Here is a 20085-nt window from a genome sequence, read left to right on the forward strand (position 1 = left end):
CGAGGTTCACGAAGGCTCCCTAGTACTTCAGCAGGTTCGAATCGTCGACCGAGGCCGAGCGCCGCGTCCGGAATATCGAGGTGATGATCGCGAGCCCGACGACCACCTCGGCCGCGGCGACGACCATCACGAAGAAGGCCATGATCTGACCGTCCAGCCCGCCGTTGATGCGGGAGAAGGTCACCAGGGTGAGGTTGACCGCGTTGAGCATGAGCTCGATGCACATGAACACGACGATCGCGTTGCGCCGCACCAGGACGCCGATCGTTCCGATGGTGAACAGCACCCCGGAGAGCACCAGATAATAGGTCGGCGTCATCCCTGCTCCCCCTTCTGCTTGTCGGCTGCCCCGGTGAGCGCGTGCGCGTCCGGATGCCGGTCGGCCAGCGCCTCGTCCTCCTCGATCTGGGTGACCGGGGTGGTCTCGATGATCCGGGAAAGCGATTCCTTGGCGATCGAGCCGTCCGGCAGCAATGCCGGTGTGGCAACGGAATCGGCGGTGGCGAAGACCCCGGGACCGGGTAGCGCGCCCGGCCGCGTGTTCTCCCGGAACCGCATGTTGACCATTTCCCGCTGCCGGTTCTTCCCGCCCTTGGCCTGTTTACGGGTGTGGGCCAGCACCATCGCCCCGATCGCGGCGGTGATCAGCAGCGCGGAGGTGAGTTCGAAGGGGAACAGATACCTGGTGAAGATGCTCTGCCCGATATTGGCCACGTTCCCCGGTCCACCGGAACCGTTCGCCGCGGGGTTGTCCAGTCCGGCCGGGGTCACGTCACCGAGCGAGCGGGCCACCCCGGCCACGATCAGCCCGGCGAGCCCGATCCCCAGCAGCGAGGCCCAGATTCGTTGCCCGCGAAGGACTTCCACCACGGAGTCGGAGGATTCCCGTCCGGCGAGCATGAGCACGAACAGGAACAGCATCATGATCGCGCCGGTGTACACGATGATCTGCACGATCCCCAGGAACGGTGCGTCCTGCACCATGTAGAGCACCCCGAGGGAGAGCATCGTGAGCACCAGCCACAGCGCCGAATGCACCGCGCTGCGGGAGAACAGCATGCCGAGCGCCCCGGCCAGCGAGAGCGGACCGAGTACCCAGAACGCGATCTCTTCGTAGACGCTGACGGTCATTCTTCCTCCGTTCGGCGCGCCAGCTCCGGCCCGTTCACGTAGTAGTCCTGCTCGTCCTCGCCGAGCCGCATCGGGTGCGGTGGCTGCTCCATCCCGGGCAGCAGCGGGGCCATCAGCTGTTCCTTGGTGTAGATGAGGTTCTGCCGGTCGTCGTTGGCGAGCTCGTAGAAGTTCGTCATGGTCAGCGAGCGCGTCGGGCAGGCCTCGATGCACAGGCCGCAGCCGATGCAGCGCAGGTAGTTGATCTGATAGTCGGCGCCGTAGCGTTCCCCTGGCGAGTACCGCTGTTCCTCGGTGTTGTTCCCGCCCTCGACGAAGATCGCGTCCGCGGGGCAGGCCCAGGCGCACAGCTCGCAGCCGACGCATTTCTCCAGCCCGTCCGGATGCCGGTTGAGCTGATGGCGGCCGTGATACCGCTGCTCGGTCGGCCGGTAGTCCTCCGGGTACTGCTCGGTGGCCACCTTGCGGAACATGGTGGCGAACGTGAGACCGAAACCCTTCAGTGGGTCAAGCACGCCCATCGGGAACTCCTTCCTCCTCGGCGCTGAGTTCCGCTGCCGGAGCCGCGGCCACGGGTTTGCGCTTGGGCACCTTCGGCACCTCGAGATCCAGCGGTGGCAGCGGATGGTCGCCGCCGGTCACCGGCACTTCCTCCACATCGGAGGCGGCCGGCCGGTTCGGCAGCAGCAGCACGATCGCGAGCACCACGACCACCACGATGCCGATGATGGTGAGCAGCTGGGCGGTGCCGACCCCGGTGTTGCGCATGGTCCGCACCGCGACGACGGCCACGATCCACACCAGGTTGACCGGGACGAGCACCTTCCACCCGAGCTTCATGAACTGGTCGTAGCGCAGCCGGGGCAGGGCACCGCGCAGCCACACGAAGACGAACAGCATGAACACGACCTTGAGCAGGAACCACAGCAGCGGCCACCATCCGGTGTTCAGCACCCCGCCGCCGACCCCGCCGAGCCAGAACGGGGCGTGCCAGCCGCCGAGGAACAGGGTGGTCGCGACGGCGGAGACGGTGACCATGTTGACGTACTCGCCGAGGAAGAACATCGCGAACTTGATCGAGGAGTATTCGGTGTGATACCCGCCGATGAGTTCGGATTCCGCCTCCGCGAGGTCGAACGGTGCCCGGTTGGTCTCGCCGACCATGGAGATCACGTAGATCACGAAGCTGACCGGGAGCAGGAAGGCGTACCAGACCCCGCCCTGTCCCTGCGCGTCCACGATGTCCCCTGTGGAGAGTGTTCCGGCGAACAGGATCACCGCGACGAAGGAGAGCCCCATCGCGATCTCGTAGGAGATCACCTGTGCCGCGCTGCGCAGTGCGCCGAGCAGTGGGTACGGGGAACCCGATGACCAGCCGCCGAGCACGATCCCGTACACGCCGACCGAGGAACAGGCGAGCACCACGAGCAGGCTCACCGGCATATCGGCCAGCTGCAGGGATGTCTGGTACCCGAACAGGTTCACCTGGCCGCCGAGCGGAATCACCGCGAACGCGAGGAACGCGGCACCCGCGGAGATCGCGGGTGCGAGGAAAAAGACCCAGTTGTCCGCGAGCTTCGGCCGAATGTCCTCTTTGAACGCGAGCTTGAGCGCGTCCGCGACGGTCTGCAGCAGCCCGAAGGGGCCGACCCGGTTCGGTCCCGGCCGGTGCTGCATCCGGCCGAGCACCCGGCGCTCGAACCAGATGAGCAGGATCGTGATCACCAGCAGCAGCGCGAAGATCAGCACCGCCTTGACAAGGGAGAGCCAGGTCGGATCGTTCGCGATCAGTTCCCGCGCACTCATTCGCCACCTCCGGCACGCACATCGACGAGGTCACCGTGGCCCACGCCGAGGCTGGCCCGCACCGTACTCGGGCCGGAGTTCGCGGGCAGCCACACCACGCCGTCCGGCAGATCCGCGATCTCGGCGGGCAGCTCGATGGCGCCCTGGTGGGTGCTGACCACGACCGGATCTCCCGCGCCGACCCCGATTCCCTGCGCGGTGGCCGTGGAGAGTTTGGCCACGACCTCCCGCGCGGTCTGGGCCAGATGCGGTTCGTTGTCCTGCAGTGATCCGTTGTCCAGCAGGCGATGCCAGGTGGCCAGCCGTGCTTTTCCGGTGCGCAGCGGGGTTTTCGGCGGCCCCTCGCCCTCGAACTCGATCGTCCAGCCCGGTTGCGCGTCCGGTGGCTCCACGGTGCCGAGCCGGTCCAGATCGGCGAGCGCGGCCTGCGGGGTCTGGGTGAACAGGTCGGTGTCCATCTCCACCGCGAGGGTGTCCAGCACCCGGCAGTCGGAGAGGATCCCGGTGTTCTCGATGGCGATGTCGAACGGGCGCCGCCTGCCCTCCCAGTTCAGGTAGGTGCCGGATTTCTCCACGGCCGCGGCCACCGGGAGCACCACATCCGCGTATTCGGTGACCGCGGTGCGCCGCAGTTCCAGGCTCACCACGAACTCCGCGCGCGCCAGGGCTTCGAGGGCCAGTTCCGGATGCGGCAGGTCGTCCGGGTCCACCCCGCCGAGCACGAGACCGTGCAGTTTTCCGTTCGCCGCCGCGGTGAGGATCGCGCTGGCATCCTTGCCCCGGTGAATCGGCCAGGTCTCCGCGTCCACTCCCCAGGCGGCGGCGACCTCGGCGCGGGCCTCGGCATCGTCCACCCGGCGCCCGCCGGGCAGCAGGCTGGGCAGGGCACCCGCTTCGAGTGCGCCCCGTTCCCCCGCCCTGCGCGGGATCCACGCCAGCTTCGCCCCGGTTTCCCTGGCCAGTCCGGCGACCGTGGACAGCAACCCGGGCACCTCGGCGGCGCGTTCCCCGAGCAGGATCACCCCGCCCTCACCGAGCTGGGCGTACACATCGGCGGCGTGCTCACGCAGGCCCAGCACCGCATTGGTCTCCTCGCCCGGTGTGCAGGCGAGCAGGGTGCCGAAGGTCTTGTCCACCGCGGGAGTGCTGAACTGCCCGATGTGCACGACCTTGGTTCCCGACTTGCGGGCGGCCTTGCGCAGCCGCAGGAAGACCGCGGGGGCTTCCTCCTCGGGCTCGAGCGCGATGCACAGCACCGTGTTCGCCCGCTCCAGCCCGGCGAAGCTCACCCCGTTCTCCGGGGTGCTGCCGAGCACGTTGGTGGCCAGGAATTCCAGTTCCTCCGCGGAATGCGGGCGGGCACGGAAGTCGATGTCGTTGGTGTGCAGGGAGATCCGCGCGAACTTGGCGTAGGCGTAGGCGTCCTCCATGGTCAGCCTGCCGCCGGGGAGCACGCCGACCCCGCCGTTGTCCCGCGCCTGCACGAGCCGGTCCGCGGCGATCCGCAGCGCCTCGGTCCAGGAGGCCTCGCGCAGCTTCCCGTTCTCCCGCACCAGCGGACGGGTGATCCGGTCATCCGCGGTGACATAACGGAACGCGAACCGGCCCTTGTCGCAGATCCACTCCTCGTTCACCTCCGGGTCCTCACCCGCGAGCTTGCGCATCACCTTGCCCCGGCGGAAATCGGTGCGCTCGGCGCAGCCGCTGGAACAGTGCTCGCACACGCTCGGCGCGGAGACCAGATCGAAGGGCCGGGAACGGAACCGGTACGCGGCACTGGTGAGCGCGCCGACCGGGCAGATCTGGATGACGTTCCCGGAGAAGTAGGACTGGTACGGCTGGCCGGCCGAGTTCAGGGTTCCCCAGCCCTCGGTGTCCGCGGTCTTCGCGGTGCCGATCTGCTGATGTGCCCCGCGTTCGAGCAGTTCGATGAACGGGTCCCCGGCGATCTCCGCGGAGAACCGGGTGCAGCGCTGGCAGAGCACGCAGCGCTCGCGGTCCAGCAGCACCTGCTTGGAGACCTCGATCGGTTTGCTGAAGGTCCGTTTCTGGTCCCGGAACCGGGATTCGGCGCGGCCGTGGCGCAGTGCCTGGTTCTGCAGCGGGCATTCCCCGCCCTTGTCGCAGATCGGACAGTCGAGCGGATGGTTGATCAGCAGCAGCTCCATCACGCCCTCCTGGGCCTTGCGGGCCACCTCGGAGCCGTGCTGGGTGTGCACCACCATGCCATCGGAAATGGTGATCGCGCAGGCCGGTTGCGGTTTGGGCATGGGGCGCCCGTTCATCTCCACCTCGACGAGGCACTGCCGGCAGGCGGCGGCCGGATCGAGCAGCGGATGATCGCAGAACCGCGGGATCTCGACACCCTCGCGCTCGGCGGTCCGGATGATCAACTCACCCTTGGGCGCGATGACCTCGCGCCCGTCGATGGTCAGCCGGACATGGCCTTCGGGCACCGGAGTCTGCGTGGTTTCCTCGACGGTGGTCATACGCGCGCTCCCGCAAGTTCACGTTCGGCCTTGTTCTGCTCGCACAGGGCGAGAAATTCGTCCCGGAAGTACTTGATCCCGCTCTGGATCGGGGAGACCGCGCCGTCCCCGAGCGCGCAGAAGGAGCGGCCGAAGATGTTGTCGCACACATCGAGCATGGTGTCGATGTCCTCCTCGGTGCCGTGCCCGTCCACCATGCGCTCGAGCACCTTCGCCAGCCAGAAGGTGCCCTCCCGGCAGGGGGTGCACTTCCCGCAGGACTCGTGTTCGTAGAACTGGGTCCACTTCATCACCGCCCACGGCACGGAAACCGTCTCGTTGAAGATCTGCAGCGCTGTGGTGCCCAGGATCGAGCCAGCCTCCACGGCGCCCTCGAAATCGAGCGGCACATCGAGGTGTTCGGCGGTGAACATCGGTGTGGAGGATCCGCCGGGAGTCCAGAACTTCAGCGGGATCCCGTCCTTCATCCCGCCCGCGAGATCGAGCAGCTGGCGCAGCGTGGTGCCCATCGGGGCCTCGTACTGCCCGGGTTTCTCCACGTGCCCGGAAAGCGAGAAGATCTTGGGTCCCGGGGACTTCTCCCGGCCCATCCGCTTGAACCAGGCCGATCCGGCGTTCACGATGAACGGCACGCTGGCGATGGTCTCCACATTGTTCACCGTGGTCGGCTGCGCGTAGAGTCCGGCGGCCGCGGGGAACGGCGGCTTGAGCCGCGGCTGCCCGCGCCGCCCCTCCAGCGAGTCGAGCAGCGCGGTCTCCTCACCGCAGATATAGGCGCCCGCGCCCGCGTGCACGGTGATCTCGATGTCGAACCCGCTGCCGAGCACGTTCTCGCCGAGGAACCCGGCGGCGTGCGCCTCGCGGACGGCGTTGTGCAGCCGCCGGTAGCAGTGCAGCGCCTCGCCCCGGACGTAGATGAAGCACCTGTGCGAGCGCATCGCGTAGGCGGCGATCACACAGCCCTCGATGAGCGAGTGCGGATCGGCCATCATCAGCGGGATATCCTTGCAGGTTCCCGGTTCGCCCTCGTCCGCGTTCACCACGAGGTAGTGCGGTTTGTCCTCGTCCTTGGGCATGAAGGACCATTTCACGCCCGCGGGAAACCCGGCACCGCCGCGGCCGCGCAGCCCGGAGTCCTTGACCAGCGCGACGAGTTGCTCCGGGCTCGCGCGCAGCGCCTTGGGCAGCGCGGTGTACCCGTCGAGGCGGCGGTAGGTCTCGATGCTCCAGGAGCCCGGCTCGGTCCAGCGCTTGGTGAGCACCGGGGTGAGCGGATCCGTCACCGGCTCGGTCATTTCGCGCCCTCCTCGACCTCGGGAATCGGGACGTCCTGCACTTCCGGTGCCGCCCAGCCGTGTTCGGCGGCGATCTGGGCGCCCCGCAGGGTTTCCACCGCCTGCGCGGAACCGTCCACAACGGACTCGAGCTCCGCTTCGCCGTCGAAGAACCCGGCGAGCTGGCGTTCCGCGGCCCGGAAGCCGCGCAGTCCCGGGCCCCTGCTCGGCTGCACCGCCTCGCCCGCGCGCAACCGGTCCACGAGTTCGGCCGCGGATTCCGGGGTCTGCTTGTCGAAGTACTCGTAGTCGACCTGGAGCACCGGGGCCAGATCGCAGGCGGCGAGGCATTCCGCGTGCTCCAGGGTCAGCGAACCCGGTTCGCCCGGTATGCCAACGGTTTCCTCATGGCCGACGCCCAGCTTCTCGCGCAGTTTCGCGTAGATCGCGTCCCCGCCCATCGCCGCGCACAGGGTGTTGGTGCACACGCTGACCAGATGCTGTCCGCACGGAGAGCGCTTGTACATCGTGTAGAACGTGGCCACCGCGGCGACCTCGGCCTCGGAGAGCTCCAGCTGCTCGGCGCAGAACCGCATCCCCTCCTGGGAGACGAAGCCCTGCACCGACTGCACCAGGTGCAGCATGGGCAGCAGGGCCGAACGCGAATGCGGATAGCGCGCGACGATCTCGGCGGCCTCGCGGACCGTCTCCGCGCCGAAGGTCTCCTGCGCTGCGTGCGTCATCGGTCAACCCCTCCGAGTACCGGGTCGATGGAAGCGAGTGCGGCCACCGCGTCGGAGAGCAGCCCGCCCTCGGACATGGCCGGAGTCCCTTGCAGGTTCACGAAACTGGGATCGCGCACGTGTACCCGCATCGGCCGGGTCCCGCCGTCGGAGACCACGTGGAACCCGACCTCGCCGCGCGGGGCCTCCAGCGCCTGGTACACCTGACCCGGCGGGACGGTGAACCCCTCGGTGACGAGTTTGAAATGGTGGATCAGGGATTCCATGGACTGGCCCATGATCTTGCGGACGTGTTCGAGCGAGTTGCCCATCCCGTCCGGTCCGATGGACAACTGCGCGGGCCAGGCGATCTTGGGATCGTCCACCACGACCGGGCCCGGTTCGAGCTTTCCCAGCACCTGCTTGATGATCCGGCAGGATTCGCGGATCTCGTCCAGCCGCAGCAGATACCGCGCGAAGCAGTCCGCGTCGTTCGAGGTGGGCACCTCGAAGTCGAACTCCTCGTAGCCGAGGTAGGGCTCGGTCTTGCGCAGATCCCAGGCAAGGCCCGCGGAACGCAGGATCGGCCCGGTCACCCCGAGCGCGATGCACGCGTCCACCGGGAGCACCCCGACGTTGCGCAGCCGGGCCTTCCAGATCGGCTGCCCGGTGAGCAGCTGGTCGTACCCGGGAAGGCGGCGGTCCATCAGCTCGAGAAATGCGCCGATCCGCTGCTCGTAGCCGTCCGGCAGATCCTGGGCGACCCCGCCGGGCCGGACGAAGGCGTGGTTCATCCGCAGCCCGGTGATGAACTCCAGCATCTTCAGCGCCTCGTCGCGCTCGCGCTGGCCGTAGCTCATCGCGGTGGTGGACCCCATGTCCATGCCACCGGTGGCCAGGGACAGGAAGTGCGAGGAGATCCGGTTCAGTTCGAGCAGCAGGATCCGGATCAGCTGGGCCCGCCGCGGAATCGTGACGCCGAGCAGCCGCTCCACCGCGAGGCTGTACCCGGTCTCGTTCGCGATCGGGGACAGGTAGTCGGCGCGGGTGAGGAAGGTGACCGCCTGGGTCCAGGTGCGGAATTCGCAGCTCTTCTCGATCCCGGTGTGCAGGTAGCCGACGACCAGCCGCAGCTGGGTGACCGTCTCCCCTTCCAGTTCCACGACCAGCCGCAGCACGCCGTGGGTCGAGGGATGCGAGGGGCCGAGGTTGATGACGATCCGCTCGTCCCCGGCACCATCGGATTCCGCATCCCAGTCGTCCGAGGTCACCGAGTAGACCCGGCCCTCGGTGGTGTCGCGGGATGCGGCGTACTCGCTTTCCTCGGTGACCTTGTCGAAATCGAAATCTGTCGTCATGAGTACGACCTCCGCTGGTCCGGCGGCGGGATCTCGGCTCCCTTGTATTCCACGGGAATCCCGCCGAGCGGGTAATCCTTGCGCTGCGGGTGGCCCTCCCAGTCGTCCGGCATCAGGATCCGGGTCAGTCCGGGGTGCCCGTCGTAGACGATCCCGAACATGTCGTAGGTTTCCCGCTCCTGCCAGTCCGCGGTCGGGTACGGCGCGACGATCGAGGGCACGTGCGGTTCCTCGACCGGCAGCGGCACATCGAGCCGGATCCGGCGCCGGTAGGTCATCGAGGTCAGGTGGTACACCGAATGCAGCCGATCGGGTACCTCCGGGCCGTAGTCCACCCCGGAGACCGAACTGCACAGTTCGAAGCGCAGCCCGGGATCGTCGCGCAGCGCCCAGCACAGGGCCAGCAGATGCTGCGCGCGCACGAAGAAGGTGATCTCCCCGCGGTCCACGGTCACCTGGCTGATCGCCTCGGCGGGAATCTCGCGCTCCCGCATCGCCGCGTACAGCTCGTCGGCGAGTTCGTCGAACCAGCCGCCGTAGGGCCGTTCGGCCGGTGGCACGGTCGCCTGCGGAACCGCGAGCCCGCCGAATCCCGAGGTGTCCCCGGAACCGGAGACGTTGAACATTCCCTTGCGCGCCTTGCCGACCCTCTGTTCCTGAGGTTGTTCGCCGCGCGGTTCGAGCTCGCTCATTTCTTCGCCCCTTCGACGAGCGGGACCCCGCCGGACGCGCCGTTCGGATCGCGCGGACCGGCGAGCTTGTCCGGGTCCTTCGCGTATTTCACCGAGGACGGGATCATCGGCGTCGTCTTACCGCTTTCGAGCTTGTCGCGCGCCCGCGCGGGCCCGAGCGGCTCGTCCATGATCTTGGCGTGCAGCTTGAGGATCGCGTCGAGCAGCATTTCCGGGCGCGGTGGGCAGCCGGGAAGGTAGATGTCCACCGGCACCACGTGGTCGACGCCTTGCACGATCGCGTAGTTGTTGAACATCCCGCCGCTGGAGGCGCAGACCCCCATCGAGATGACCCACTTCGGGTCCGACATCTGGTCGTAGACCTGGCGCAGCACCGGGGCCATCTTGTTGGTCACCCGCCCGGCGACGATCATCACGTCCGCCTGGCGCGGGGTCGCGGCGAACCGTTCCATGCCGAAGCGGGCGAGATCGTACGGCGTGGCCCCGGTCGCCATCATCTCCATCGCGCAGCAGGCGAGACCGAACTGCGCGGGCCACATCGAGCTCTTCCGCGTCCAGTTGACGAGTTTCTCCACACTGGCGAGCAGAATCCCGTTCGGGAGCTTCTCTTCCAGCCCCATGATGTCCTCCAGTGGTGGTGGTTCGGAGTCGGTTCGGGAACCGGGTCAGTTCCAGTCCAGCCCTCCCCTTCGCCACACGTAGGCGTAGGCGAATGCCACGGTCGCGATGAACAGCACGATTTCCACGAGGCCGAACACGCCGAGCGCGTCCGCGGTGACCGCGAACGGGTAGAGGAACACCATCTCGATGTCGAACAGGATGAACAGCATCGCCGTGAGGTAGTACGCGACCGGCATCCGCCCGCCGCCCACGACCGGCTGCGGAGAGGGCTCGATGCCGCACTCGTAGCCTTCCTGCTTCGCCTTGTTGAACCGGCGCGGACCGGTGACCTCGGCGATCGTGACGGAGAAGGTCGCGAACCCGAAACCGAGCAGAAACAGCAGCAGGATCGGGACGTATTCCACGCTCGCCTCCTCTTCGAGACCGGACACTCAGGCTTGTGAAACTCTTCACAAGCTCGGGTAGAGCTCTGTGAACTGTTTCACAAGATGCCCCTAGTGTATGACCTACCCCACTCTCGTACGCCACCCCCTACACTCATCCGGCACGCGTGATCCACGCCACGTGATGATGATCTTGCGGAAGAGACAAAAAGCCCCTCGTGCTGCGCACGAGGGGCGTGTGGGGGCGGTGAAGTCAGCGAGCCGCGGGGGCGAGCTTGGTGGCGAGCGCGATGACCCGGTCGTTGATGTCGCCGTCGCGCGGTTCGTAGAGCCCGGCGAGCAGCTTGAGCACGAGCCGCATCAGGCGCTCGCGCGGCATCCCGTGCCGGGTGGCCAGCCGCATGATGGTCGGGTTCCCGATCATCTTGGAGAAGATGTTGCCCAGCGTGTAGTAGGAGCCGAGCGCCTCACGGATGGCCTGCGGATACCCGTGCAGCGCGCGTTCGCGGGCGGGACCTTCGGCGCGGGCCATCGCCTGCACCACGTGCTCCGCGGCGATCTTCGCGGACTCCATGGCGTAGCCGATTCCCTCGCCGTTGAACGGGTTCACCATTCCGCCCGCGTCCCCGACGAGCAGCATCCCGTTCGCGTAGTGCGGGGTGCGGGAGAAGCCCATGGGCAACCCGGCGCCGAGCACCTTGCCGAGCGCGTTCTCCTCGCGCAGCCCCCATTCCTCGGGGGTGCCGTCCAGCCAGGTGCGCAGCAGGGCGCGGTAGTCGGTGTTGCCGAAGGCCTTCGTGGTGGACAGGATGCCGAGCCCGACGTTGGCGGTGCCGTCACCCATCGGGAAGATCCAGCCGTAGCCGGGCAACAGGATCGGGTTCGCCGGATCGGAGCGGTCCCAGAGCTCCAGGTGCGATTCGATGTAGTCGTCCTTGGACCGCGGGCTGGAGTAGTAGCGGCGCACCCCGACCCCGATCGGCCGGTCCTCGCGCTTGCCGATGCCCATCGAGAGGGCAAGCCGCGCGGAAACCCCGTCGCAGCCGAGCACCAGCGGCGCGCGGTAGGTGACCTCGGTCTTTTCCGGGCCGGTCTTCGCCTGCACGCCGACGACCCTGCCGGTCCGGTCATCGGTGACCGCACCGGTCACCGTGGTGCGCTCGATCAGCCGGGCACCGGCGCGCTGCGCGGTCTTGGCGAGTAGTTCGTCGAAATCGCGGCGGGTGCGGGTGACCCCGTAGGGCGGGAAGTTCGACAGCTCCGGCCAGTCGAGTTCCATGTTGTGGTGCGCGGTCACCACCCGGAGACCGCGGTTGTGCAGCCAGCCCGCTTCCTCCCGGGTGTCGATGCCGAGATCGATCAGCTGCTTGACCCCGCGCGGGGTGAGCCCGTCCCCACACACCTTTTCCCTCGGGAACTCCGTCTTCTCGAGCAGCAGCACATCCAGGCCCGCCCGGGCGAGATAGGTAGCCGCCGTGGAACCTGCTGGGCCGGCGCCGACGACGATGACCTCAGCGTCCTCGTTCGCCTTCCGGCGGCTTGGCGTGCTCATCAATACTCCTCGATTCGGTTCCCGTCGGCCCGCTCGATCGAGTGTACGTGCCCGCTCAGGCCTTCGGCTTCACCGCTCGATGCAGTGCCACCACCCCGAAGGTGAGATTGCGCCATTCCAGTTCCGACCAGCCCGCCTCGGCGAAGATCCGGGCCAGTTCCCGTTGCCGCGGCCAGGCCCGGATCGACTCCGGGAGGTAGGTGTACGCCGCCGGGTTCGAGGAGGCCATCCGCGCGATCACCGGGATCAGGCGCAGCGCGATACCGAAATAGGCCCAGCGGATCGGGGCGAACGGCGGGGTGCTGAACTCGCAGATCACCACCCGGCCACCGGGTTTGGTCACCCGCAGCATCTCCCGCGCGGCCGCCGCGGTGTCGGTGAAATTGCGCAGCCCGAACGACACCGTCACCACGTCGAAGGAGTCGTCGGCGAACGGCAGCGCCAGCGCGTCCGCCGCCACCTTCGGCACCGGCCGCCGGGCACCCGAGCGCAGCATCCCCAGCGAGAAGTCGGCGGCCAGGCACCACGCCCCGCTGCGCGCGTACTCCATCGTGGAGACCGCGGTGCCCGCCGCGAGATCGAGCACCCGTTCCCCGTGCTTCGACTGGATCGCCTTGCGGGTCGCCGAACGCCAGCGCTTGTCGAGCCCGAGCGCCATGATCGTGTTCATCCGGTCGTAGCGGGGCGCGACCTCGTCGAACATCGCCGCTACTTCGTGCGGTTCCTTGTCAAGGCTCGCTCGGGACATACGGAGAGCTTAACTCGCTGTAGTGATCGACAGGTCCCGGCGAGCCCGTTCACCCGTTCGCAGTCATCGGCGAGGCGTGGTTCAGGCCAGGTCCAGCGCACCGAGCATGCCGGTGACCGCGTTCGGCCAGGTGAACTGTTCCGCCCTGGTGCGCGCCGCGGTGCGCCGGGCCGGTTCGGGGGATTCGAGCAGTTCGCGCACCGCGGCGGCGAAGGCATCGGGCGCGTCGGGGACCGCGGCCCCGCAACCGGGCCGCACGATCTCGGACAGGGCACTGGACCGGGACACGACGACCGGGGTGCCGCTCGCGAGCGCTTCGAGCGCGGCGAGCCCGAAGGTCTCGTGCGGTCCGGGGGCGAGCGAGACATCGGCGCTGGCGAGCAGTTTCGCCACGGTCCGGCGGTCGTCCACGAACCCGAGGAAATCGATCGGTAACCCGCCCGCCCTGCGTTCGAGCGCGGAACGGGAACGGCCGTCCCCGGCGATCACCAGCCGGACATCCGCACCGGCATCGAGCAGCGCCGCGGCCGTGTCGATGCTGCGGTCCACGTGTTTCTCCGGGGAGAGCCGCCCGCAGTGCAACAGCAGGGTTTCGGCCCCGTCCGCGAGTTCGGCGCGCAACCGCTCGTCCCGGTTACCGGGGTCGAACATGGCCAGATCCACCCCGAGCGGGACCTGGCGCACGTTCGGCGCGGAGATCCGGTCGAACTCCTCGCGGGCGAACGCGGTGGTGCACACCACGGTGTCGTAGCTCGCCGCCATCCGCGCGTTGAGCCGGTCGGCGAGCGGGCGCGCGGCCGCGGACGGCAGCACCTGGCCGAGCAACCGATCGAGGCGTTCGTGCGAGATGAACACACTCGGGATTCCCCTGCGCGCGGCCCATTTCCCGAGCCCGCGCAGGGTGAGCCGGTCGGAGACCTCGATCGCGTCCGGGCGCAGCCGTTCGAGCACGGCGCGCACTCGCATCGGGTCGACCGCGCGATAACCGCCGGTTCCCGGGATCATCGGCGCGGGAATGGTGATCCGGCGGACCCCGCTCGGCAGATACTCGTCCGAGCGCGCCGGCCCGGGCACGATGAGCACCACCTGGTGGCCGTGGGCGCGATAGCCCGGGCCGAGGTGATTCAGCGCGGTGCGCAGGCCACCGGATCGGGGACCGTAGAAGTTGGCCAGCTGCGCGATCAAGGTCACGAGAGGCGGTCCTTTCCGAGCATCGCAGGGCCGCCCGCGGCCCGAGGAGCGGAAGAAAGGCCGCATCGGGCCAGCACCGTGGTCATGTGATCTCCGTGTAGTGCTCGACGAGGCGCGCGCACACCGCATCCCAGGTCCGGGGGCGCACCGAAGCGCGGGCCCGTTCGGCGAATCCAGCGCGCACCCGTGCGTCGCTGAGCTCGTGCACCACCTTGGGCAGCTGGCTGGCGAATTCCTCGTCATCGAGCAGATACCCGGTGACCCCGTGCTCGATCAGATCGCGCGGCCCGCCGATGTCCGGGGCGATCGCGGGCACCCCGGAGGCGAGCGCTTCCTGCACGGTCTGGCAGAAGGTCTCGTGGATACCGGTGTGCACGAACACATCCAGGCTCGCGTACGCCGTTGCCAGTTCGGCACCGGTGAGCTGGCCGAGGAACACCGCATCGGGCAGCTGGCGCTCCAGCTTCGCGCGGTCCGGCCCGTCACCGATGAGCACCAGCCGAACGCCGGGCAGCCCGGCGAGCGGGGCCAGCCGGTGCGCGGCCTTCTCCCTGGCCAGGCGGCCGACGAAGCCGACGAGCAGTTCCCCGTCCGGGGCGAGCCGGGCGCGCAGTTCGGCACTGCGCCGCCGCGGATGGAAGGTCTCCTGGTCGACCCCGCGGGGCCACAGCTGCACCCGCGGCACCCCGTTCTCCCGGAGGGTGCGCGCGGTGACCGTGGACGGGGCGAGGGTGCGCGCGGCCAGCCGGTGCGTCTTGCGGATCCACCCCCAGGCGGGCCTGGTCAGGAAACCGAGGTTGTACATCGGGGCATAGCCCGCGACGTCCGTCTGGTACACCGCCAGCACCGGGATATCCAGGCGGCGCGCCACCGAGGCGGCCCGCCAGCCGAGGAAGAACGGCGAGGCCAGGTGCACCACATCGGGCGCGAAATCGTGCAGCAAACGGTGCATCCGCATGGTCGGCCAGCCGACCGGGAGCGAATCGATCAGCGGAAAATCCACCGCGGGCACCCGCACCACCCGTGCACCGTCGTAGCTGACCGGGCCGTCGTCCGGGGCGATGATCAACACCTCGTCCCCGCGCCGATGCAGGTACCGGGTGATGCGCTTGACCGAGTTCGTCACCCCGTTCACGTGCGGGAGGAAACTCTCGGAAACGATCGCGATGCGCACGACTTCCACTATGACCTACGGCGATGTGAACTTGCTAAGAGCGGGTGTTTCGGCTGGGGACGAAACACAGAACCGAAGCGCGGTCCGATGCGTCCAAGGGGTTGAAGGGAGGCAATCATGACGAAACTGCGCAGATCGCTTTTCGCCGCGTTCGCCATCGCTGCGCTCGCCGCCTCGCTGATCGCCGGACCGGCCCACGCGCAGGCCCCGGCCGCAGGGACCGTCCTCGCGGCGGTGCGCTGAAACTTTCGCGGCCGGTTTACTTTCCGGTCGGTTGGCCGACACCGTGCGCGCGCACCATGAACGGCATGTCCGTCCTGCCAGCGCGGCCCGCAGATCAGGTGGTCGTCTCGCGCGCGCTCGAGATCGCCGGACGGCTCGCCAACGATGCGACCGATGTCATCACCGCGACCGCCGGACGCGGGGCGAGCCCGCCGTTCGACTGGGTCACCGACACCGGCCGCACCCTGGAACGGCACACCCGCAGGGTGCTGGCCGCGGAGTTCCCCGGGATCCCGGTCGCCACCGCGGACGCCCCCATCCGGGACGCGGTGCGCTGGGAACTCGCCGCGGTCGACGGCACCGCCAACTATCTGGCCGGGCTGCCGTGGTGCGCCTACAGCCTCGCGCTGCTCGACGCGGACGGTCCGGTGGTCGGTGTGGTCGCCGATCCCTACCGGGCACAGATCTACGCTGCCGCGCGCGGTCGCGGGGCACGGGCCAACGGGGTCGCCTTCACCCTCGCCGACCGGGCCGATGCCGCGGGCACCATCGTGTGCACCGAACTGCTCTCCGGTCAGGAGTGGCCGGGGATGACCGCGTTCTGCGGGTTCGCCGCCCGGGCGCACGCGCGCGTGCGGGTGCTGGGTTCGGCGGCGCTCGCGGTCACCGAGGTCGCGCTCGGCCACGCGGCGGCCACTGTGCTGCACGGATACCAGCGGGCCGAGGTCGCCGCCGCGCTCGCGCTCGCCGCCGAAGCGGGTGCCGAAGTACTCGACCCGTCCGGGGCCAGCATCGCGCTGCCCGCGGACGGGTTACTCGTCGCGGCGCCCGGAGTCACCGACCAGATCCTCGGCTGGTGGTTGCGCGCCCGGCTCGGCTGAGGGTCGCGTCCGGCGCAGCAGCCACACGCCGGGTCCGGCGATCACCCAGGTCACCAGCAGCGTGGTGCCGGTGGGTAACAAAGCGAGCCGCCAGTCCCGGCCAGCCACCCGCACCAGTTCGGGGTTCACCTTGTCGTATTCCACCCGCACCCGGTTGCCCGGTTCGAGCCTGCGCGGATAGAGCACCCCGGTCACCGGGACATGCACCTGGCCATCGGGGGTGGTGAACCGGATGATCGTGCGCCGGTAGCTGACGCTGAGCACATCCGCATCGGCCTTACCGGTTCGTTTGCCGATGGAGTAGTCATCGCGCATCGCGGCGAAGAAGGTGAGCACGGTCAGCGCGGAGAACGCGATGGCGAGCACGAGCAGTACCCGCGCGGTGATCTTGGCGGCCCTGGCCCGGTCGACACGGCGGAACCAGGCCGGTATCGCCCGTTCGCTGGCGCTCACTCGTGTCCTCACTCACTTGTCGCCACGGAACCGACGCTCGGCTCCTGCGCTCGCTGCGGGCCTCGTTCGCTGGCGCTCACTCGTGTCCTCACTCACTTGTCGCCTTCGTGACCCGTCCGCCCGCCATCGCCGCAGGGTACCGTGCGTTCGTGTTGACCGTGACCACGCGCCCCGTCGCCGACCCCGGCGCCCTGCTCGATCTGTTGCCCGCGGCGCATGGGGGTTGCGCCTGGGTGCGCGGCGGGGACGGCCTGGTCGGCTGGGGAGTCGCGGCCCGGTTCCGCCCATCCGGGGAACACCGCTTCGCCGCGGCCAGGGAGCGGTTCGCGGAGTTCACCGAGGGCCTCGAGGTCCGCGATGAGCTCGGCCTCCCGGGAACCGGTCCGGTCGCCTTCGCCAGTTTCGCGTTCGCCGATGATCCCGGCGATTCGGTGCTCGTGGTGCCGAAGGTGCTTTTCGGGCGCCGCGACGGGGTGAGCTGGATGACCACGGTCGGCGAGCCGGGGGAGTTCGGCACCGAACCGGTCCGTGCGCCCGCCGGGGTGCGCTATGCGGACGGCCGGCTCACCGTCGAGGGGTACAAGAAGGCGGTTCAGCTTGCGGTGCAACGGATCCGTGCCGGCGAGCTGGACAAGGTGGTGCTCGCGCACGATCTGCTCGCGCACGCCGACGATCCGCTGGACGAGCGCAGCCTGCTCGGCAGGCTCGCCACGAACTACCCCACCTGCTGGACCTATGCGGTGGACGGGCTGATCGGGGCGACCCCGGAACTGCTGCTGCGCCGTACCGGGGAGGTCGTTTCCGCGCGGTTGCTCGCCGGGACGGTGTGGCCGCGTGCCGGGGTCACCGATTTCGATCAGCTCGCCAGCGAACTGCTCGCCTCCGCGAAGAACCTCGGCGAACACCGCTACGGCATCGAATCCCTCGTCGCCTGCCTGGAGCCCTACTGTTCCCGGCTCGATGTGCCGGACGGCCCCTCGGTGCTTCGCCTGCCCAATGTCGCGCACCTGGCCACCGAGGTGCGCGGCACGCTGCGGGCGGAGACCTCGCTGCTCGAGCTGACCGCGAAGGTGCACCCGACCGCGGCGGTCGGCGGCACCCCGACCGCGGCCGCGGTGCGCGCGATCGCGGAACTCGAGGGCATGGACCGTGGCCGGTACGCGGGCCCGGTCGGCTGGCTCGATGCGCACGGGGACGGAGAGTTCGGTATCGCGCTGCGTTGCGCCCAGCTCTCCGGTTCCACCGCGCGGTTGTACGCGGGCGGCGGCATCGTCGCGGATTCGGAGCCGGAGAACGAGGCGGCCGAGGCGGCGGCCAAGTTCCGTCCGGTCCGCTCCGCGCTCGAGGGTTGAGTTCTGCGGTTCACCGCAGCCGCGCGATGACCTCGGCGAAGGCCTCCATGTGGAATTCGGGCACGGTGAAGTACGTCAGCCCGTAGCGTTCCCGGTACTCGCGCAGGGTGTCCGCGATCGTCGCCGGACTGCCGCCGAGCAGACCGGGCAGTGTCCGGATCTGCTCCTCGGACAGGTCGGGGGCGAGCTGACGTGGGAAGGACAGGTCGGCGGTCGACACGTCCGGGTAGACGCCCAGCACGAGCAGGTTCAGTTCGGGATCGGTCGCCAGGGCGGTTGCGGTGGTGCGCACGAGTTCCGCCTGTTCGGCCAGCCGGGTGTGCCCCGTGTCGTTCTCGTCCTGGGGAAAGGAGAACGCGATACCGACGATCTCGGCGTGTTCGGCGGCGTACCGCAGCATCCGGGGGCCGGATCCGGCGACCATGATCGGTGGCATCGGTTGCTGTACCGCCGGGGGCCGGTGACCATCGGCGAACAGGCCGCGCATTTCGGTCACGGTGTCCCGTAACTGGTTCAGGCGTTCACCACCGCTGACGAAGGGGAGTCCTGCGGCCTCGAATTCCTCCTTGACGTAGCCCGCGCCGAGGCCGAGTTCGAGGCGTCCGTCGGCGAGCAGATCGGTGGTGGCAACCTCCCTGGCGAGCAGCGCGGGCCGGTAGAAGCAGATGTTCAGCACGTACGTGCCCAACCGTGCCGTGGTGACCTCCGCGGCCGTGGCCAGCGCGGGAAACGGGGCAGGCAAGCCCAGGTGGTCGGGCACCGCGAGCACGTCGTAGCCGAGGCTTTCCGCATGCCGGGCTTTGTCCTGCCACTTCGCGCGCGACTCGCAGATGCCCAGGTTCACACCGAAACGGAAAGGGCGGTCGGACATGGGTTCTCCTTGTGCTGTGCCCCAACGGATCGGAGCGGTGATCGTCGGTATTCGGGTGGGGTGAATGCGGGTTTGCCGTGGTGGATGTGGACTTGCCATTCGGTGTTGTGGATCAGGGTGTGGTGGTAGGCGCAGAGCAGCACCATGTTTTCTTCGGTGGTGAGTCCGCCGTTGGCGTGGTGCTGGATATGGTGGGCTTGGGTGAGGCTTGGTGGTTTGTCGCAGTCGGGGTGGGCACAACCCTTGTCGCGGGCGATGAGTCTGCGGCGGAGTTTCGGTGGTGCGGTGCGATCCCGGCATCCCATGTCGAGCACTTCGCCCTCGCTACCGAGCACGGTGGGGATGATTCCCGCGTCGCAAGCGATGCGCCTGAGCTGCTGGGCGGGGATGGTGGTGCCGTCCATGGTGGTGGCCTGGCCGATACCGTCGCGCAGGGCTTGTTCGGTCATGGTGACCATGATGGTGAACGGTTCACCGCCTGATTCGGGAAGACTCTCCGGATTCGCCGCGAGCTGGACGATCTCGGCGAACACGTCCGCGTCCCGTTCACTCGGGTGTCGACCTTCCGGGCTGCGGTTCTTGCCCAGCACATCAAGGACACTGCGCAGCTTCAACCCAGTCTCGTTGTCCAGGTGTCCTTCGATGAGCCAATCACTGTTGCGCTGCTGCAACCAGATCTCTCGGCACGGCCGCACGGGTTCATGATCATTGGGTTCCTGCCCATCCGGATCGAGGCGCGCATGTAGTTCCCGGATCGGACGACTCAACCCACGCGGCCCGGTCTCGGTAGCAATCGTGGCCAGACACTTTTCCGCGATCGGCCAGGATTCTCCGGTCAACACATCGGCGGGCAGTTCGGCGACGAACTTGCGGATCCGATCCACATGCTCAGCACCGACCTCGCCACGTGCATAGGCTTCCGCGGTATTCGGCAGATCCGGCGGCAACGGTTCACCGCTGATCCCTAGCGAACCGAACAATGCCCGCGCACGCTCGGCGATCCGGCGCGCCTCGGCCAAACCGACCCGTGCCACATCCTCGACCATCCGCGCGGGCGAACCCCGATACCCGAACTCCACCGCAGCACCGTGTTTGTCAAGCAGCGCAACAAGACCCAGCATCTCCGCCTCCGCGCGCCGCACCATCACGGCCTGCTCGCTGAGCC

Annotated in this window: 21 protein-coding genes; 3 read left to right on the top strand and 18 right to left on the bottom strand. The window is 68.5% G+C overall.

The window, feature by feature from the left end:
• Window positions 1-19: 19 nt before the first annotated feature.
• The 15 genes from nuoK to AD72_RS14680 all read right to left on the bottom strand — a co-directional run bounded on the left by nuoK (window position 20) and on the right by AD72_RS14680 (window position 15141).
• Window positions 20-319: an NADH-quinone oxidoreductase subunit NuoK gene (nuoK, locus tag AD72_RS14610; protein WP_020499683.1), complete on the bottom strand. Its 300-nt coding sequence runs from the start codon at window positions 317-319 to the stop codon at window positions 20-22.
• Window positions 316-1131: an NADH-quinone oxidoreductase subunit J gene (locus AD72_RS14615; protein ID WP_051898612.1), complete on the bottom strand. Its 816-nt coding sequence runs from the start codon at window positions 1129-1131 to the stop codon at window positions 316-318. The genes nuoK and AD72_RS14615 overlap by 4 nt, the downstream gene beginning before the upstream one ends.
• Entirely contained in the window at window positions 1128-1652 is a 525-nt protein-coding gene (gene nuoI / locus AD72_RS14620) for an NADH-quinone oxidoreductase subunit NuoI (RefSeq protein WP_031467051.1), read from the bottom strand. Before nuoI ends, AD72_RS14615 begins: the two co-directional genes overlap by 4 nt.
• Window positions 1639-2937 carry an NADH-quinone oxidoreductase subunit NuoH gene (nuoH, locus tag AD72_RS14625; RefSeq protein ID WP_031467052.1) on the bottom strand — a complete coding sequence of 433 codons (1299 nt, stop codon included), beginning with the start codon at window positions 2935-2937 and terminating at the stop codon, window positions 1639-1641. Before nuoH ends, nuoI begins: the two co-directional genes overlap by 14 nt.
• The gene (locus AD72_RS14630; RefSeq protein ID WP_031467053.1) at window positions 2934-5426 is read right to left on the bottom strand and encodes an NADH-quinone oxidoreductase subunit G; all 2493 of its coding nucleotides are present in this window, start codon (window positions 5424-5426) and stop codon (window positions 2934-2936) included. Before AD72_RS14630 ends, nuoH begins: the two co-directional genes overlap by 4 nt.
• The gene (nuoF, locus tag AD72_RS14635; RefSeq protein WP_037345874.1) at window positions 5423-6721 is read right to left on the bottom strand and encodes an NADH-quinone oxidoreductase subunit NuoF; all 1299 of its coding nucleotides are present in this window, start codon (window positions 6719-6721) and stop codon (window positions 5423-5425) included. Before nuoF ends, AD72_RS14630 begins: the two co-directional genes overlap by 4 nt.
• Window positions 6718-7443, bottom strand: a complete 726-nt coding sequence (nuoE, locus tag AD72_RS14640) for an NADH-quinone oxidoreductase subunit NuoE (protein WP_031467055.1) — start codon at window positions 7441-7443, stop codon at window positions 6718-6720. Before nuoE ends, nuoF begins: the two co-directional genes overlap by 4 nt.
• Window positions 7440-8780, bottom strand: a complete 1341-nt coding sequence (locus tag AD72_RS14645) for an NADH-quinone oxidoreductase subunit D (RefSeq protein ID WP_031467056.1) — start codon at window positions 8778-8780, stop codon at window positions 7440-7442. The genes nuoE and AD72_RS14645 overlap by 4 nt, the downstream gene beginning before the upstream one ends.
• Window positions 8777-9472: an NADH-quinone oxidoreductase subunit C gene (locus AD72_RS14650; protein WP_051898613.1), complete on the bottom strand. Its 696-nt coding sequence runs from the start codon at window positions 9470-9472 to the stop codon at window positions 8777-8779. The genes AD72_RS14645 and AD72_RS14650 overlap by 4 nt, the downstream gene beginning before the upstream one ends.
• On the bottom strand, window positions 9469-10092 hold the full coding sequence (locus AD72_RS14655) for a NuoB/complex I 20 kDa subunit family protein (RefSeq protein WP_037345877.1): 624 nt from the start codon (window positions 10090-10092) through the stop codon (window positions 9469-9471). Before AD72_RS14655 ends, AD72_RS14650 begins: the two co-directional genes overlap by 4 nt.
• A 45-nt stretch (window positions 10093-10137) precedes the next feature.
• A complete protein-coding gene (locus tag AD72_RS14660; RefSeq protein ID WP_031467059.1) occupies window positions 10138-10524 on the bottom strand; it encodes an NADH-quinone oxidoreductase subunit A in 387 nt (128 codons plus the stop codon).
• Window positions 10525-10729: 205 nt separating this feature from the next.
• Complete coding sequence (locus AD72_RS14665) at window positions 10730-12028, bottom strand: geranylgeranyl reductase family protein (RefSeq protein ID WP_031467060.1); 1299 nt, start codon at window positions 12026-12028, stop codon at window positions 10730-10732.
• A gap of 55 nt (window positions 12029-12083) precedes the next feature.
• A complete protein-coding gene (locus AD72_RS14670; protein WP_031467061.1) occupies window positions 12084-12776 on the bottom strand; it encodes a demethylmenaquinone methyltransferase in 693 nt (230 codons plus the stop codon).
• Between the two features lie 81 nt (window positions 12777-12857).
• Window positions 12858-13967, bottom strand: coding sequence for a glycosyltransferase (locus tag AD72_RS14675; RefSeq protein WP_031467062.1), 1110 nt, complete (start codon window positions 13965-13967; stop codon window positions 12858-12860).
• An 82-nt stretch (window positions 13968-14049) separates the two neighbouring features.
• Window positions 14050-15141, bottom strand: a complete 1092-nt coding sequence (locus AD72_RS14680; RefSeq protein WP_197284972.1) for a glycosyltransferase family 4 protein — start codon at window positions 15139-15141, stop codon at window positions 14050-14052.
• Between the two features lie 117 nt (window positions 15142-15258).
• Between AD72_RS14680 and AD72_RS37940 the strand changes: the two genes are divergently transcribed.
• Entirely contained in the window at window positions 15259-15384 is a 126-nt protein-coding gene (locus AD72_RS37940) for a hypothetical protein (protein WP_255357155.1), read from the top strand.
• 56 nt (window positions 15385-15440) lie between these two features.
• On the top strand, window positions 15441-16244 hold the full coding sequence (locus AD72_RS14685) for an inositol monophosphatase family protein (protein WP_031467064.1): 804 nt from the start codon (window positions 15441-15443) through the stop codon (window positions 16242-16244).
• On the opposite strand, the gene AD72_RS14690 is transcribed toward AD72_RS14685, so the two are convergent.
• Complete coding sequence (locus AD72_RS14690; RefSeq protein WP_197284973.1) at window positions 16176-16697, bottom strand: DUF3592 domain-containing protein; 522 nt, start codon at window positions 16695-16697, stop codon at window positions 16176-16178. The genes AD72_RS14685 and AD72_RS14690 overlap by 69 nt on opposite strands.
• 149 nt (window positions 16698-16846) lie before the next feature.
• Here AD72_RS14690 and AD72_RS14695 point away from each other — a divergent pair, with 149 nt between their 5' ends.
• The gene (locus AD72_RS14695; protein ID WP_031467066.1) at window positions 16847-18049 is read left to right on the top strand and encodes an isochorismate synthase; all 1203 of its coding nucleotides are present in this window, start codon (window positions 16847-16849) and stop codon (window positions 18047-18049) included.
• Between the two features lie 10 nt (window positions 18050-18059).
• Here AD72_RS14695 and AD72_RS14700 read toward each other — a convergent pair whose 3' ends face one another.
• Window positions 18060-18920, bottom strand: coding sequence for a TIGR03621 family F420-dependent LLM class oxidoreductase (locus tag AD72_RS14700; RefSeq protein ID WP_031467067.1), 861 nt, complete (start codon window positions 18918-18920; stop codon window positions 18060-18062).
• Window positions 18890-20085: HNH endonuclease signature motif containing protein (locus tag AD72_RS14705; RefSeq protein ID WP_231644838.1), on the bottom strand; the 1196-nt coding region annotated here is incomplete at its 5' end. The genes AD72_RS14705 and AD72_RS14700, both read right to left, overlap by 31 nt.

It is taken from the genome of Sciscionella sediminilitoris (assembly GCF_000737195.2).
Classification (GTDB): Bacteria; Actinomycetota; Actinomycetes; order Mycobacteriales; family Pseudonocardiaceae; genus Sciscionella; species Sciscionella sediminilitoris.